The 14,896-nt window shown below is 56.9% G+C and carries 11 protein-coding genes; 3 read left to right on the plus strand and 8 right to left on the minus strand.

Translation table 11 applies throughout. The features are described 5' to 3' along the window. Positions 1-8: 8 nt before the first annotated feature. Positions 9-380, plus strand: coding sequence for a DUF2384 domain-containing protein (locus tag ISN39_RS26245; protein WP_074072035.1), 372 nt, complete (start codon positions 9-11; stop codon positions 378-380). After that, a complete protein-coding gene (locus tag ISN39_RS26250; protein ID WP_194731066.1) occupies positions 373-879 on the plus strand; it encodes an RES domain-containing protein in 507 nt (168 codons plus the stop codon). The genes ISN39_RS26245 and ISN39_RS26250 overlap by 8 nt, the downstream gene beginning before the upstream one ends. Positions 880-1,207: 328 nt before the next feature. Here ISN39_RS26250 and ISN39_RS26255 read toward each other — a convergent pair whose 3' ends face one another. From ISN39_RS26255 to ISN39_RS26270, 4 genes are all read right to left on the minus strand, one after another. After that, positions 1,208-2,704 carry a DegQ family serine endoprotease gene (locus ISN39_RS26255; protein WP_194731927.1) on the minus strand — a complete coding sequence of 499 codons (1,497 nt, stop codon included), beginning with the start codon at positions 2,702-2,704 and terminating at the stop codon, positions 1,208-1,210. Positions 2,705-3,013: 309 nt separating this feature from the next. Further along, the gene (locus ISN39_RS26260) at positions 3,014-4,426 is read right to left on the minus strand and encodes an FAD/NAD(P)-binding protein (protein WP_246763436.1); all 1,413 of its coding nucleotides are present in this window, start codon (positions 4,424-4,426) and stop codon (positions 3,014-3,016) included. 236 nt (positions 4,427-4,662) lie between these two features. Next, a complete protein-coding gene (locus ISN39_RS26265) occupies positions 4,663-6,285 on the minus strand; it encodes an FAD-dependent oxidoreductase (protein WP_194731067.1) in 1,623 nt (540 codons plus the stop codon). 622 nt (positions 6,286-6,907) lie between these two features. Continuing rightward, positions 6,908-8,053 (minus strand): NAD(P)/FAD-dependent oxidoreductase, encoded by a 1,146-nt coding sequence (locus ISN39_RS26270; protein WP_074072030.1) that lies wholly within the window; start codon positions 8,051-8,053, stop codon positions 6,908-6,910. An 882-nt stretch (positions 8,054-8,935) separates the two neighbouring features. Between ISN39_RS26270 and ISN39_RS26280 the strand changes: the two genes are divergently transcribed. Next, complete coding sequence (locus ISN39_RS26280; RefSeq protein ID WP_194731068.1) at positions 8,936-9,610, plus strand: sugar transferase; 675 nt, start codon at positions 8,936-8,938, stop codon at positions 9,608-9,610. Positions 9,611-9,678: 68 nt separating this feature from the next. On the opposite strand, the gene ISN39_RS26285 is transcribed toward ISN39_RS26280, so the two are convergent. From ISN39_RS26285 to ISN39_RS26300, 4 genes are all read right to left on the minus strand, one after another. After that, positions 9,679-10,494: a hypothetical protein gene (locus ISN39_RS26285; protein WP_156886603.1), complete on the minus strand. Its 816-nt coding sequence runs from the start codon at positions 10,492-10,494 to the stop codon at positions 9,679-9,681. 386 nt (positions 10,495-10,880) lie between these two features. Further along, entirely contained in the window at positions 10,881-12,332 is a 1,452-nt protein-coding gene (locus tag ISN39_RS26290; RefSeq protein ID WP_194731069.1) for an oligosaccharide flippase family protein, read from the minus strand. Between the two features lie 90 nt (positions 12,333-12,422). Further along, positions 12,423-13,490 carry a glycosyltransferase family 8 protein gene (locus ISN39_RS26295; protein ID WP_194731070.1) on the minus strand — a complete coding sequence of 356 codons (1,068 nt, stop codon included), beginning with the start codon at positions 13,488-13,490 and terminating at the stop codon, positions 12,423-12,425. 57 nt (positions 13,491-13,547) lie between these two features. Then, positions 13,548-14,510 (minus strand): glycosyltransferase family 2 protein, encoded by a 963-nt coding sequence (locus tag ISN39_RS26300; protein WP_074072023.1) that lies wholly within the window; start codon positions 14,508-14,510, stop codon positions 13,548-13,550. Positions 14,511-14,896: the final 386 nt, after the last annotated feature.

A 14,896-nucleotide genomic window follows, 5' to 3' on the forward strand; every position in this document is an offset into this window, starting at 1 on the left:
TACCCATCATGGCAGCCACAGGCCTCAGCAATGTCGCTGCACGCTTCGGCGATGAACATTCGTCGTTTCTATCGGCCCGGCGCGTCGCCGAGCAACTGGGCGTAACGCTCTCCGAGCTAGCCCGGCTGATCGGGGTTGCGCGCAATACGCTGGCGGCGAAATCGGGCGCCCGCAAAGTGGATAATGCGCTGAGCAACGTCGTCCGCATCCTTGCGATGGCAAGCGAAATGGCCGGCGACGAAAACCGTGCGGTCATATGGTTCAAGCATCAGCCGATCCCCGGTTGGGGCGGCAAGACGGCGTTTGACCTTGTCGGCGAAGGCAAGTCCGACCGGGTTCTCGCCTATCTCGAGGCCGTCCGCTCCGGCGTCTATGCCTGAGACCGTCGTGCATCTATGGCGCGCCTTCGTTCCACGATGGGCCCATGCGCCGCTTTCTGGGGAGGGCGCCAGCCGTTTTGGTGGCCGGTGGAATCGGGTGGGTGCCCCGACCATCTATGCGGCCTGCGAGCTGTCCACGGCCTGGGCCGAATATAACCAGGGCTTTGTTCAGCACCCGGCGATGATCGTGCAATTGGAACTCAAAGGGGCGCGCCTCGCGGACACGACCGACCAGATGCTTCTTCGAAAGTTTGACGTTACTGCGGATATCCATCGTTGCGAATGGCGGATGCTGATGGATGAAAGCAAGGTGCCGGCAACCCACCACCTGCGCGAACGTCTGATTGCATCGCGATATCATGGCGCGATCTATCCATCTTTCATGTCGCTCGGCGGCACATGCGTCGCGCTGTGGGAATGGAATATGCCGGGTGCACCGGAGCTTCGCGCAATCGATCCAGAGGGTCGACTGCCCAAATCACCGGCCTCCTGGTTGTAGATTACGGACGCGTCGAGAACATCGCGATGGAATTGTCCAATTATAGCATTCCGGAAGTTTATGAGCGCTCTTCGAGAGCAATGAACGGTTGCTTAAGTAGCTGGTGTCGGCGCATCTGTCGTTCAAAGTAGCAGATGTCTGGCTCGCGAAGCTAGAAACGGGGAGGATGCGGGAACCCCTACTGCCATCACTGATCTGGACGCTGCCAATGCTGGCTGGCGTCCACTGGAGTACTCGCTTCCTGGCGCTCAGCGAAGTGGAGGCGGCGCAAGGCTTGGAGCAATAGCGCTCCGCATCCGGTTGAATGCAGAGCGCATGATATTCGGCGTCAAGCCGCTGCGAAAGGTACCGCTACGAAGATCCTATTGCCACCACGTTCGACAAGCAGCAGCACCGACTTGCGGCCGGATCTTGCAGCATTGGCGACGGCGTTCTTCACATCGCCTGCATTATGTACGGTCTTGTCGTTGACCGAGACGATGACATCGCCCGTCTGAACGCCTGCTTCGGCGGCCGGCTTGTCCGGATTGACACTGGCGACGACCGCGCCCGTGACGCCTCTGGCCAGGTTAAGTTCCTCCCGGGTATCCGGCGTCAGATCGGCAAGAGCAATTCCGATGCCCGGACCGGTCTGTGTCCTGCCGCTGCTTTCTTCGGCTGCTGCCTGCTTCTCGCCGGTGCCGTTGCCGCCGATGGTGACGGTGAGATCGGTGCTCTGGCCGCCGCGCCAGACGGTGAGCGTTTCTCTGGCGCCCGGCGACATGTCGGCGACGAGACGCGAGAGGCCTTTCGGCGTCTTTACGGTCTCGCTGCCTAAGGCGGTGATGATATCGCCCGTCTTGACACCGGCGCGTGCGGCAGGGGTTCCCCCGGTGACGGCTGCAACGAGCGCACCCTGCGAGGCATTGAGCCCAACGGCATCTGCAACATCCTTGGTAACTGCCTGGATCTGCACGCCGAGATAGCCATGCTCGATCGAACCGTCCTTCTGAAGCTTGGCGACGATCGCCTTGGCCTCATCGGACGGAATGGCAAAACCGACGCCGACACTGCCACCGTTTGGTGAATAGATCGCCGTGTTGATGCCGACGACATTGCCGCCGTGATCGACGAGCGGACCGCCGGAATTGCCGTGATTGATCGGCGCGTCGATCTGGATGAAGTCGTCGTAGGGACCACTGTGCAGATCGCGGCCGCGGGCCGACACGATACCGGCTGTGACTGTCGTGCCGATGCCGAAAGGATTGCCGATGGCCAGGATCTGATCACCAAGCTTCAGCGTGTCAGAATCGCCCCAGGCGATCGTTGCAAGTGGCTTCGGAGCTTCAATCTTCAAGACGGCGATATCAGACTTAGGATCGGCACCGATCAGCTTGGCCGGGATTTCCGTTCCGTCATCAAGGGTCACCTTGATGCCCAAAGCATTGTCGATCACATGATTGTTGGTGACGATGACGCCATCGGAGCTGATGATGAAGCCGGATCCGAGCGCCATGGCGCGCTCATCGTGCTGATGCTGCGGCACCTGCTTCGGAAATGGTATGCCTTGCTGTTCGAAGAACTGCCGGAATTGCTCGTCCATCGGCGATTGGTCGTCGTCGGCGCTGGCGTCGGCCTTCATCGTTGTGGTGATAGTGACGACGGCAGGCTTGTCGGCATCGACGACCGAGGCGAAAGAGCCGCTGGAGGAAAGCGCGCCGTTGGTTTTCGCCGGAGCGGCGGCGGCATTGGATGCGTTGATGGCAAACGGCACGACGGCAGTGCCGGCGATAAATGCTGCGCCGATCAGCGCTGCGGTGCGATGCTTGGAGAGGATCGGTAACATGGTGACAGGTCCCTTGCGAAAATACTGCATGGCGGCGTCTTGGTTCCATGCCGGGGAACGCGGGCGTCGGGTGAACGTGGCGCCAATCCTTTGGCCTCCAGAGGACAATCATCGAAACTGTAGCGAATGCTGCCGGTTTCAAGAAATGGCGTCTTGGAGAGATATGCTCTGGTCAAGCCGCATTTACAAATTAAATGTTCATTACGGTTTCATTGCAAAAATGTAAGAATTACAGATGGTTAATGTTCGTGCACCCTATGCGGACATCGGGGGGCGAAGCGGCCGATCTTCGTCGGTAATCACACGACGCTATCGGACCGCTTTCAGTTTTTTTGCAAGTTCGGCTGCGATGAAGACAGCATGTTCGGTTACCTGCGGCAGTCCCATCAGTTCACCGAAGGTGCCGCGCGCCAGCGGACCCGAGATCAGCAATGACGAATTCGCCAGACCATCCGTTGCGACCGCTTCTGAGCTCTCGTTGCAGGCGATGCCGAGGCCGCTCGGATCGAGCTTCAGATGACCGCCCTGGTTGAGCTCATGCAGCCATATCTGGCTTTGGAGAATGCTGCCATGGGCAGGACCGGTGGTCACGACCACAGCATCGAAGCGTTTCTCCACGCGCTCGCCGCTTCGCCTGAACAGAAGTACGTCGATCGCCGCTCCGTCGGTTTTGGCACCGGCAACGGAAGCGGCAAGGACCTCGAGGCGTCCTTCAACGATCGCCCGGTCCAGCACCTCTTCGACCTGCGGTGCGATGCGGAAGCGATGGACGTCCCAATAAGGCCGCAAATGGCGGACGATGCGCCGCCGCTCGGCAACAGGCAGATTGCGCCAGATTTCATGGCCGTTGCTGCGGACCTGATCGATGACTGCATGCCAGCTTTCGCCGATTTCAGCCGCCCCCGCGATCGTCTTTCGAACGTTCCGGAGGAGTGCTGCAGCGCTTGTAGCCGGCTCGGAAAGGAAGTCGCCGAAGGGCTCCTGCGGGCATGGTGGGTGGCCGCGCGAACGAAGCCCGCGGCGGGAAATCGAAGTGATCGGTCCATGATGCCCGCTGCGTGTCAGCGACGCGACGATATCGGCGGATGTCAAGCCGTTGCCGACAATGAGGACCCGATCGTCCGGACGAATGGCATCGAGCGAGCCGGGGCGCATCGGATCGGCAACAAAGCGCGGGTGGCCGGCCAATGCGGCGGAGAGGCTGCGCGGTGCTGAGGGCGCTGGATGGCTGGTGGCGATCACGAGGAAATCCGCGCGTGTCTCATCGCCGTTGCTGTCGGTGATCAACCATTCCTTTGGACCGGGTAACACCCTTCTTACGAGCGTCCTCTTATGCTCGACCTCACCGTTTTCAAGATATGGGCGCAGTCTCGCAGCGACATAGGCGCCGAAGAGCCGGCGTTGCGGGAAGAGATTGCCATTCGGCCATAACGCTTCCGGATCGTCCGCGACGCCATCGCTGTCGGCAATCCAATCAAGAAAATCCTCCGGTTCATCGGGAAGCAGGCTCATACGGGCTGCCGGAACATTGATGCGGTGGGAAGGGTCGTTCGTATCATAGGCAAGCCCGCGGCCCAATTCGCGGCGCGGCTCAAAGACGATGACGCGTGGCAGCTCGTGCATTGTCCTTGCGAGATGAAAGGCTACACCCGCACCGGAAACGCCGCCGCCAACGATGGCAATGGCGGGTCTTTTGACGCTGTCCGTTTCGTTTTTCGTCACCGCTGCTGATCCAACTGGGTTCGAGATTTGGGAGGAGCTTGACGCATCTTTGAGGCTCGGCCTAGCCGATATTTGGCGCGGTCGCAGTAAATTAATCTATAAGATTTATGGAGATCAATCAGAACCTGCAGCTGCAACCACCGAGACTGGTTGAAAGTCATTTCGGCAATCGACAACCTCGAAGCTCGCAAATGAAACCCTTTAGGTCCTCGGAGGTATGCACCAGAAGAGAAGCGCTAGGGTGCCGGCTGGATGATGTGCTGCGCGAGGCGAATGGCAAGGGCCATTGCTGTCAATGTTGGGTTGGCTTGGCTCGACGTCGGAAAGACAGAAGAACTCGCAATATATGCGTTAGAAAGATCGAAGACCTTCAAGTTCCCGTCGACGACGGCGTCGTTGCGGTTCGTTCCCATCCGTGTCAGCCCAATCTGATGCGTGCCATGGCGGATACGCGTAGCGATGGCACTTGCAAGCGTATCGTCATTACGATTCAGATCGAGTTCACCCAAGCAATTTTTTTCAAGCCAGTCATTCAGGAGACGATGGGTGCGAACGAGTGCACGGATATTTTCGTCAGGCACGCGCATGTCGATCGTTAGCCGCGGCACGAAGAAAGCATCGACACTGTCAGACAAGCGCACGTGGCTTTGCCTGTCTGGGAAATGTTCGGCATGGAAAGCAAGCCTGTACGTCCGACGGCTGTTATTGACGAAGAAGCCAGGCTTCCTGGCGCTTCGCCCGTAGCGATTGCGCAGATAGCCTGGTAGGTGCCTGACAATCTCGGTCGGGTTAGCGGCGAGGTTCTTGAGATGGCCGGCGATTGCATCAAGACGGCTTGCATGATGCCGGCGGATGACTTCAGGCGTGAGGTACCGACCGAGTGGACGAAAGCTCAAGGCAAGGTAAGCGGCGGACAAAAAGGCGCTTTCATGCTGCGGATCTGAAAGGGCCGGCACGTCGGGCCAGAACGCCACATTCGGCAAATGATGCTGGTTGATTAGCGTATCGCTCGGCACGATGCGTCTGCGCACATATGCGCCTGTTTCGTCCCGGCGGAAGTCGAAAAGTGCCTCGGCCGGTCTGTTCGAAAATCTGAGCGCAGCAACATGCCCGAAAAGATGGCCCATGTAATAACGGCCGAGCGCTCCATGGGGTCCGCCAAACATCAGCGGGTGACGCCGCTGGATGTTGAGCAGAAGTCTCGCCGCTTCCAGTCCCCCTGAGGCAAGAACCACGCGTCTGCATGAAATGCGATAGGCAAGACCGTTTTTGTGACGGGCCACGACATGGCTGACGCTGCTATTTTCCGTCAGGACCAGATCCACGACGGTGGTGTTCAGCAGGATTGTCAGTCCCCTATCCTCGCTGAATTGCTGAAGGCTCGCGCGAAACAGCTTCGGATCACGACTGTAACGTTCAAGGTGCGTTAGTTCGAAACTGGCGTCTACCGACGCAAGTGGCACCTTATCGACGAAACCCTGGCCGCAGTTGGCGTATTCAACGGCACGGTCGTAGAACGGCCGTATCTCGTCATAGGAAATAGGCCACCGCCCATCGGGAAATCGATCTTCAAAGTCGATCGGATCAAAGGGAAGGCATCGCCCAGTCCAAAGGTTGCTTGTTCCGCCGAATTGACGCGAGACGCAGATGCGTACGTCGTCGTGGGTGGCGGGCTGCAGGATCAAGGCGCCGGCGAGTTCGTTCGAAGCCGCAGATGGGTCTAACCCGCCCGACTCAACAACGAGCACGCGCTTGTCGGCCTGTCGAAGCTCTTTGGCAAGGGTGAGGCCGACGGGTCCGGATCCGACGATGAGGACATCGGTGTCACCTGGCATGTCATCAATACGCCCTGAAATCATTGCGGCCCCGTCACAATGTTAGCTATGATGCGATATGTTGCAATGCATTCAATGCAAAAGAGTATGCGGGCGTGGGGTTCAAGACGATTTCTGGATTAAAAAATCCCAATGACTCTCACGAAAGAAGCGGCATCATGGTTTTGAAGTTCTTGCAATATTTATTTACTATCATAAGTTAGAAATAGTGTTCAATCACGTTATGTATATGGAAAAATGTATCATTTGTGATGTGTTCGAAATGGGTATTTAATCAATATTCTCTGCGATCATTACGTGTAACAAAAGTGGCTTACTAGCATAAATTTATAATACTGACGACAGTGTACTCAAAAGCTTTAACTCGATACGATGCCTCGGAAGGATCGGATTCCGATCTTTATTAATTCCAGCATTGCCGAGGCACGTGCAGTGGCACTGTGCGAGAAGACGTCGATTGCGGATTATGCCGGCTGCAAGGAAAGCTCGGATACGCGACCTTGGCGTACCTTGCCCATGTGATGGCTTTCGTGGTTGCTCGCCTTACTCTCTAGGCCCGCACGTCGGGTGGAGGAGATCCCGCTCCCTCCGCGCACTAAACACGGCCGCGTGTAGCTTTTTCAGGCAGATAGAGCACGAGAACCGCTTATCGATCAGAGTGGGGTGCTTCTTTGTCGCTTGCAACTCCAAGTGCGACCACAACCATATCCGCAATCGCAAGCGATCCTGTCAGACCGGGGCTCTCGATCCCGAACAGATTGACCAAACCTTTGACGCCGTGCAGCTGCGGCCCGTCGATGCGGAAGTCCGGCATCGGCATGGTTGCGTCGTGAAGCTTTGGCCGTATCCCGGCATAATCCGGTTGCAAGGCGCCGTCACGCAAACCTGGCCAATAGCGGCGGATCGCGTCATAAAACTGTTCCGCGCGCGAGGCAGCAACATCGAGCGAATGATTCTCATCGACCCATTCGACATCAGGCCCGAAACGGCAGCGCCCGTTGAGGTCGAGTGTTGCGTGGACTCCAAGGCCGGCATGGTCGGGCATTGGATAGATGAGGTGCGAAAAGGGTTGGCGTCCGGAAAGCGCGAAGTAGTTGCCCTTGGCGTACCACTGTGGCGGCACCATCTTGGGGGAAAGCCCCGCTGTTCTTGCCGCAAGGCCGGGGGCGCCGTGGCCGGCGGCATTGACTACGAAGCTGGCCTCAATTTCGGTGGGTTCCGCTCCGCCCGTGGTCAGGCCGATCCGCGCACCACCGCACCTGATTGCCATAGCCGGCGTGTGGAAGGCGAGCATGCCGCCGGCGGCCTCGAAATCCTCGCGCAGCGCCTGCATGTAGCCGTGACTGTCGATGATGCCCGTCGATGGCGAGAGCAGCGCGCCGGCGCAGTGCAGCTCCGGTTCGAGGTCGGCGACGTCGCTCGGTGTGAGCGGAACGACATCGAAAACGGCGTTGCGTTTGGCTGCCGCAGCGATCGCTTCAAGCTTGGGTAATTCCTCGGGGCTTGCGGCAAGCAGGATCTTGCCTACCCGTCGCGCATCCACGCCGCGGCGGGTACAGTAGTTGTAAAGCGCTGCCCGGCCCTCGACGCAGACCGTCGCCTTCAGCGAACCCTGCGGGTAATAAAGACCGGCGTGGATAACTTCCGAGTTCCTGGATGAGGTTTCTGTGCCGATTGCATTGGCGCGCTCGAGAATGATGGTTTCAAGGCCGCAAAGCGCGAGCTTGCGGGCAACCGCCAGACCGATGACGCCTGCGCCAACGACAATGGCGTCGACAAACAATCTGCTCATCCGGCTTTCATCTCACCAACCGCCGCCACGCATGAACTAACGCTCCTTCATCTGACCTCTGAGCAGCGAAGTCAATTCTGCAGCGTGCAAAGCGGCGCAGATTTTCATCACGCGAGAGCCGATGACACCTCGCCTCTCGACCAATCTGAACAGCCATATTTGGGGCTGCTCGGAAGGATCGTGACCTCATCGGGATCGGGGACCGACCGCCTGGCTCGAAATATCAAGAGCGCGAGAAGGCCTGGACACGTCCTCGTGCCAGACCAGAAACAGGACCCCGAGAAAATACCCGCTCTGGATCAGGACAGCGCATAAAAGACTATCGGCAAACGCACTGAGGACGGACCCTTGCATCCACAATATCGCGCAAAAGAAAGCGATGAGCACGGCGGCCATCGAAACAAACACCCTGGGTGCGTACATGAACTCCCCTCCGGCCTCACGACGCACACTCTGATCTGGGACCTTCTTCCATCGTCCCGCAATACTTCGCATAATCAGAGATAACTGAGTTCTTTGTTGCAGTGTTTCCATGCTTAATGCGTCGCCGGAAACCTTCAACAGACAAGATGTCAAAAAGATGTCATCGTTAAAAAGTCATTAAACACGATTTTTCATGACGACCTTTGCGATAAATGGCGAAAAGCTGTCAGTAACCGGAAAGATAGAAGCTCATAAAATATAAGATAGTGAATCATCAGCAAAAATCAGAAGTCTATGCGCCAGATGAATGTGCTCGTGCAAATCGATCGTGACGTAACGCTACCTACAGTAACGTAGGGTATTCCAGGACGTAGTTCATGCTTTCGAGGTATACATAAGATTCTGCTTGAAAATACTAATCAATACGATTTAAATGGCCAACGCTGTGGAGGCCTCAAAATGAAATACGATGCCGAATTTGCCAATCCCTCGCGTGATCACGGCGATCGACACATCCCGCAGCCTGCGGGCGGTGCACAGAAACGGATTTTTGACGTCGTTCTGGCGGGTGTGGCTATCATTTGCCTTCTGCCGCTGATGATTGCGATCGCGTTACTTGTTCGTTTGGCCGATCGCGGACCGATCCTTCACTTGGAAAGACGGCGATCACCCGGGGGAGAGGCGTTTGACTGCTACAGCTTCCGGAAATTGCCGGTCGACTGGCGCCTCCGGCTTGGCCAGCATCTGTCGCGCCATCCAGACGAGCTTGCAAGCTGGATCATGACGGAAACGTTGAAGGACGATATTTTGCTAACGCCGGTTGGACGAGTTCTTCATCGAACAGGGCTTGATGATCTGCCGCAACTTCTCAACGTGCTCTTCGGTGACATGAGCTTCGTTGGTCCGCCATCGCTGCCTGTTGATCGCGGTTATGTAAAAAGGGGCAACGTGTCGGCACAATTCTGTAGACCAGGCATGATCAACGATTGCCGCGCCACGGCTGACGGTGTCAGGAACGGGGAAATGGCGGCTGCTTCCTACGCCGCGCAGTGGAGTTTTTTGGGTGATTTGAAAATTCTGGTCCGCGCGATTGGTGGTCTGTTCCAGGCTGAAAGGTTTCAGCTCGATCATTGAGAAGACCGCTGATGGCGGGCGCGGTTCAGGACCGTGCTTGTGCGAGTAAGCAGCCGTTGCAGCCCTCACTAGCGAATCACGAGTTGGACGCGGGTAATATTGGTCTGGTTATCACGCTGGACCGATAGCCGCGCGCCAAGGCCATTGACGGCGCGCCTTAGGATCGCGGCGTCCCGACCGCTCATGAATGGAAACATTAGTGTGGCGTTCTTCTGGATGAAAGTCACCGACCTTTCTGCTGCCCCGCCTGCGATCTCGACACTGACGGCCTCTGCTTCTTGTGCGCTCGCTGCCATCGTCGACAGCGCGATGATCAGGATCAGCAGTCGTTCCCGATAAGCTTCAATGCCGTCGAAACTGCGCAGCGAAGATACCCGCAGATCAAAAAGGATGGTCAGCGCGTCAAGGGCTCGATGTAAGACAAGTCCGGGCAGGGCGTCGTGTTGCGGTACATCGCTTGCGATCTCGGTGAACGTTTTGAGTAACTGGCCAATCAGGAAGCTTGCGGCGGTCAGCTTTTCCAGGGCCAGCGCGTCGCTCTGTCGCCCAGCACGCCTTGCGATCCCGACCGCACCATTTGCCAAGCCCTCTGCCGGAGAAATTGCGGATGTCAGATAAAGTCCGAGCTCACTGGATCTGACTTCGAGCACAGCCGCTGCAAAGTCGCGGAAGTAATTGTCAGCGGCCGCCCCGGTTTTTTCCTCGAAATCTTCAATGATTTCGCACCTTGCCGGCGCACCCGCTGCGCGCATGATAAGGACGAAGCGAGCCTCATAGTGAAAGTACAAAAATGATAGCTCAGCGCTCTCGCAGACCAAAAGCCTGTCCAGAACGCAGACTGATGCTGCCTGAACGGCAGGAAATACGGTATCATTGAGTAACATCACTATACCACCTGTGGAGGCGCTAACAATATGAAGACATATCCTACTAAAGACCAGATAAAAACTTCGATTTTCGGCTGTGGATGTTACGCTCTCTGGATAATGAGACATAAATGCCTCAAGATTATTCTAGCAGATAATCTGCAGATTTCTATCCGGTGATTAAAAAGGCGAGCCGGAAGCAGCTTTTGGCGCGCCGATCCTTTCTGATTGCGCTAGCGCAGCAGACAGACGACCGCGAGCAGGATAAAAAGCCAGAGGAGCACGGAAAGCCCGGTGGCATTCAGCAACGTCGTTTTCTTCATGTCGCTCTCCCGCTTTCGCATGAGAGAAGGATAGGCGGTGAAGCTTGCGTCGAGGCTATCGCCTGTCTGTGACGCTGTGCGTCATCTGCCTTGGCCACGCAGGAGCTGGATACGTTCGATCATCCAGCTTCGGCTGAAGCAGGTGAGCCAGCCGAAATAGATGACCATGCCAAGGCTCGCCGAGATAGCGAGGCGGAAGGAAGATTGCATCCCAACCATTGCTGTTGCTTGCACATAATATACGACGACGCCCATGGCGAGGGCCGCCGCCGCGGCCGGCGCGAGCCCCATGTAATGCACCTTCGCCTGCAGGTTCAGCCGGCGCAGTAACAAGACATTGCCGATCACCCCATAGACGAGCGCCGGCGACGACATCACCAAAATCGCCGCGCCCGGCGTGCTTGTCGGTATGACGACGAGCGCACCGATAGAAGTCAAGGCAACGATGATGGAGTATTGCAGCGACATGCGGTTCAAGCCGAGCGCGTTCATTGCAATGGGATTAAACCAGACGATCGGGATCATCAGCGAGGTGATCGCCACAGCGCGAAGAATGGGCGCGACCCCGGCATAGGACGAGGGCAACAGCAACGCCACCGCATCATCGGCGACGACAATCAGTCCGGTGAAGGCCGGCAGTGTCACGAAGGCAGCGGTGCGGATGATGGCGGTAAACACTTCGCGTTCCGCCGCAAGGTTGCCGCGCACCTTGCTCATCAACGGAAACCAAAGCGCAAAGAGCGGGCTGACCAGGGGATTTTGCAGCGATTCGCTGATCCTGTCGGCAGCCCGGAACAGACCGACGGTCGCGCCATCGAAGCGGATGCCGAAGAACAGCACGGCAGCGCGCTGCATGGATATGTTAATGGCGGCGACCATCCATAGAGGCAGGAAGCGGCGAAGAATTTCGCGACACGCGCCTTTTTTGGTATGACGCCCGGGAAGCCAACCGGTATGACGGAACTCAAAGACAACAACGGCCATTGTCGAGACAATGCGCTGAGCAGGCAGCGCCCAAATCGCCAGCGGTGAGAACGCCAGCGTGATGCCGGCGATACCGCCCGCAAGCGTCGAAATCATATTGCGCTTGGCAAACGTCTTGAAGCCCAGTTCGCGCATTATGAGGGCATCCATCACCGACAGCCACGGCGTAAAGAGCAAAAGAAGGCCAAAAATCGGCATATAGTAACCGACCAGTGGCGCGTTCTCAAAGCCAGCGATCAAAGGCCCAGCCATGACCAGAAAGAGCGCGAAGGGTGAGGCGACCAAAGACAGGGAAATGAAAGCCGCGTTTAAGCTCTTCTTGTCGAAATCACCACGCTGCAGGATCGCATCCATGCCGGCATAGCGGCCGTCATTGGCGATGAAGTCGGCAATAACAGCAGAGAGCGCGACTGCCCCGAAGACCGCCGGTTCCAGCATGCGTGCAAGAACCAGGAAGATGACAAAACCGGCGCTCTGCGAAAAGATCGCGTTGATGGTATTCCAGGCAATGCCATTACGAAGTGCCGTTGCTAGCGACGTTTCAGACATGGACCATCCCATCTGTGCAAGGTGTAACCGGCGCCGTTGCACCGCCGCGCATCATAATCAAGCATGTGCGCCTGGAAAACCAGGTCCGCCTCACGCCTGCAACCGGTACCAGTTGACGATGGTCTTGATTTTCCGACGCAGATCCTTGACGAAATGGACCTCGCCAAGCTTGAGGACCTGCGCGCGATACGGGGTCTTTTTCAAATAGCGGTAATAGGTCCAGATCAACGGATGCCATCCGTCCGTCGACCACGGTTTGTTGTGCTCCGTGAAGTGGATGATTTTTGGCCGGCGCCCTTTTTTCATTTCGGCTGCAGTTGCATAGCAGGGCTTGCCTTCCTGCGGCATCAGCATTCGGCGTTGGACGTTCCACAATATGTCAAGCTGTTTCCATCGGCTCCAGAAGACAACGTTAAGAGCGCACTGATCGCCATACTCCATATCGTCGATGCGCGTTTCCAAAACAGTGATGACTTTGGAAAGATCATCACTGGCGCGCAGCTTGGTGAGATCCATCAACAGTACACCGGAATTGAAGTAGCCAAGACGCTTGGGGTGCAGCTGAAAACGCTTGGCGAACACCTCGCCGTCCATGCCGACGTCGCAGACCGCGCCGATTGCATGCTCGCCCAGATCGGAGGCATAGAGTTCCCGAATATCACCCATGACGACGAGGTCGGCATCGAGATAAAGGACTCGATCGATATCTGGCGGGGCCAGCTCGGCAAGCATCAGACGATAGTAGCCGGCGCGGCTGATATGGCGTTTGCCGGGCATTGCAAGGACACTTGAGCCTTTAATCTCGAGCCAATCAAACCGGTGTCCTTCAGCAGAGCGTTCGAATGTCGAACGGGCTTGGGGGGGAATGCCATCATGGACGATCAGAAAACGGAGTTTTGCGCCCGGCGCGTTAGCGATAAGAGATGCCAGCACAACAGCTGCATGCGGCAGGTAAGCGGTATCGAGTCCGAAGGCGATTGTCACCTCCGAAGCTGGCGGTTGCGGGCGGCTGTATCGCTGCATTGCTGCCTCAAGTAGAGGTTCGGCAAGGGGGCGACCGTTCAGGCCTTCGGCGATTGACCGGAAACTGGCAGTCTTCATCGGCAAGGCGCCCATGGCAGAAGATGCCAGATTTCCTTCAAATGCGGGATCACTCATTACCCCTCCAAGCGGGAGCCTCATGCTCCAGTCTCATGTCGTCGAAACGTTTGCCGCCTATTGCCAGCCCGGATATCCGGTCCAGGCGCGGCGCATGCCAAGCTTGACGTAAATCCAGTCCAGCACGGCATCGACGACAAGCATGCCGTTGACACCAAAGCCGGCTCTTGCCAGTGCATCAAAATGGGGTTGCAGATGCTCGCGACCGCGATCTTCGCGCCACCAGGTCAGAATGCGGCGCACATAATAGCGGCGAAACGCGAGAAGCTGGTGGCGGTAGTCGGTCCCGAAGGCGACTGGACCGTGGCGCATGATCAGATCAAGGCCATCGCGCGTCCAGGCGCGAGTTTTGCCGGCATAATGCAAGGCAGTGACCGTATTCTCGTGTACACGGGTAAAGCCGAGTGCCTCATGCACGAAACCGAAATCGCTGATCGCCAGCATCCGGAAAACCGTATCGAGGTCCCAGCTGCCGTCCATGGCGCTGGCAAAAAGAGGTTCGAGCGAGTCAGTCACGCGCCGGCGCCACATCATCTGGACCGGCATTAAAATGCCCTGACGCAGCAGCGCCATCCGCATGGCGTCCTTGCCGGGGAAAACCGGCTTGCCGGGTGGCCAGAAGAAATCTTGAACAGCACCCGCGCAGTCATGAAGGCTGCCAATGACCCCGACATTGGGAAAGGTTTCGCCGAGTGCCGCCATCTTGGAGATCGACGTCGGGCTAATCGTGTCATCGTCGCAGAGATAGCGCACATAGACAGCGTCCCGTGGTACCAGGCGATAAGCTTTCGTCCAGTTTTCACGCTGATCCAGCGTCTTTTCATTGCGGAAGCGAAGGACAGGGATGCGCTTGTTCAAATAGGCGGAGACGATTTCTTCGGTATTGTCGCTGCTATTGTTGTCGAGCACGACGTGAACAAGGTTTGGCCAATCTTGCTGCTGAACGGATTCCATCGTTTCAGCCAAGAACCGTCCGCCATTATACGTCGGGGTCACAACAGCGACAAGCGGCAAAGACATTGTACATTCCACAACGCGAAAGAAATCCTAAGAAGAACTAAAGCTATGTTATAGTTAAGGTGATGCGAGTCAATAATGGCTTAGCGTAGAATCCAATTTATTATTGAGATATTGTCGATCCTCTGTATAGCTGACTATCAAAGAGCTTAGCTGCATTCTATGCAGAGGCCGTTTGAGGCTGTCGGCAATTGCAGCGAGCAAATGAAAGAATGTCGCCAACAGATGCAGTCGCGAATAGACCCCGGCCTGTTCGCAAACTGTGGCGATGACGAGCTAGCCCTGGAGATGCACGAGCCAAAGGAGATTGCACTCTGGCGCGCAGCAAATGAGGTGCATAAAATCGACTGTGACAATACCTTCCATCTGTCGCTTCGCTTGTTTTGTAA

Source organism: Rhizobium sp. 007, from assembly GCF_015353075.1.
Classification (GTDB): domain Bacteria; phylum Pseudomonadota; class Alphaproteobacteria; order Rhizobiales; family Rhizobiaceae; genus Rhizobium.

Coding starts and splice junctions, on each gene's coding strand:
- ISN39_RS26245 (WP_074072035.1), top strand. CDS start 9: ATGGCAGCCACAGGCCTCAGCAATGTCGCTGCACGCTTCGGCGATGAA.
- ISN39_RS26250 (WP_194731066.1), top strand. CDS start 373: ATGCCTGAGACCGTCGTGCATCTATGGCGCGCCTTCGTTCCACGATGG.
- ISN39_RS26255 (WP_194731927.1), bottom strand. CDS start 2,704: ATGTTACCGATCCTCTCCAAGCATCGCACCGCAGCGCTGATCGGCGCA.
- ISN39_RS26265 (WP_194731067.1), bottom strand. CDS start 6,285: ATGATTTCAGGGCGTATTGATGACATGCCAGGTGACACCGATGTCCTC.
- ISN39_RS26270 (WP_074072030.1), bottom strand. CDS start 8,053: ATGAGCAGATTGTTTGTCGACGCCATTGTCGTTGGCGCAGGCGTCATC.
- ISN39_RS26280 (WP_194731068.1), top strand. CDS start 8,936: ATGAAATACGATGCCGAATTTGCCAATCCCTCGCGTGATCACGGCGAT.
- ISN39_RS26285 (WP_156886603.1), bottom strand. CDS start 10,494: ATGTTACTCAATGATACCGTATTTCCTGCCGTTCAGGCAGCATCAGTC.
- ISN39_RS26290 (WP_194731069.1), bottom strand. CDS start 12,332: ATGTCTGAAACGTCGCTAGCAACGGCACTTCGTAATGGCATTGCCTGG.
- ISN39_RS26295 (WP_194731070.1), bottom strand. CDS start 13,490: ATGAGTGATCCCGCATTTGAAGGAAATCTGGCATCTTCTGCCATGGGC.
- ISN39_RS26300 (WP_074072023.1), bottom strand. CDS start 14,510: ATGTCTTTGCCGCTTGTCGCTGTTGTGACCCCGACGTATAATGGCGGA.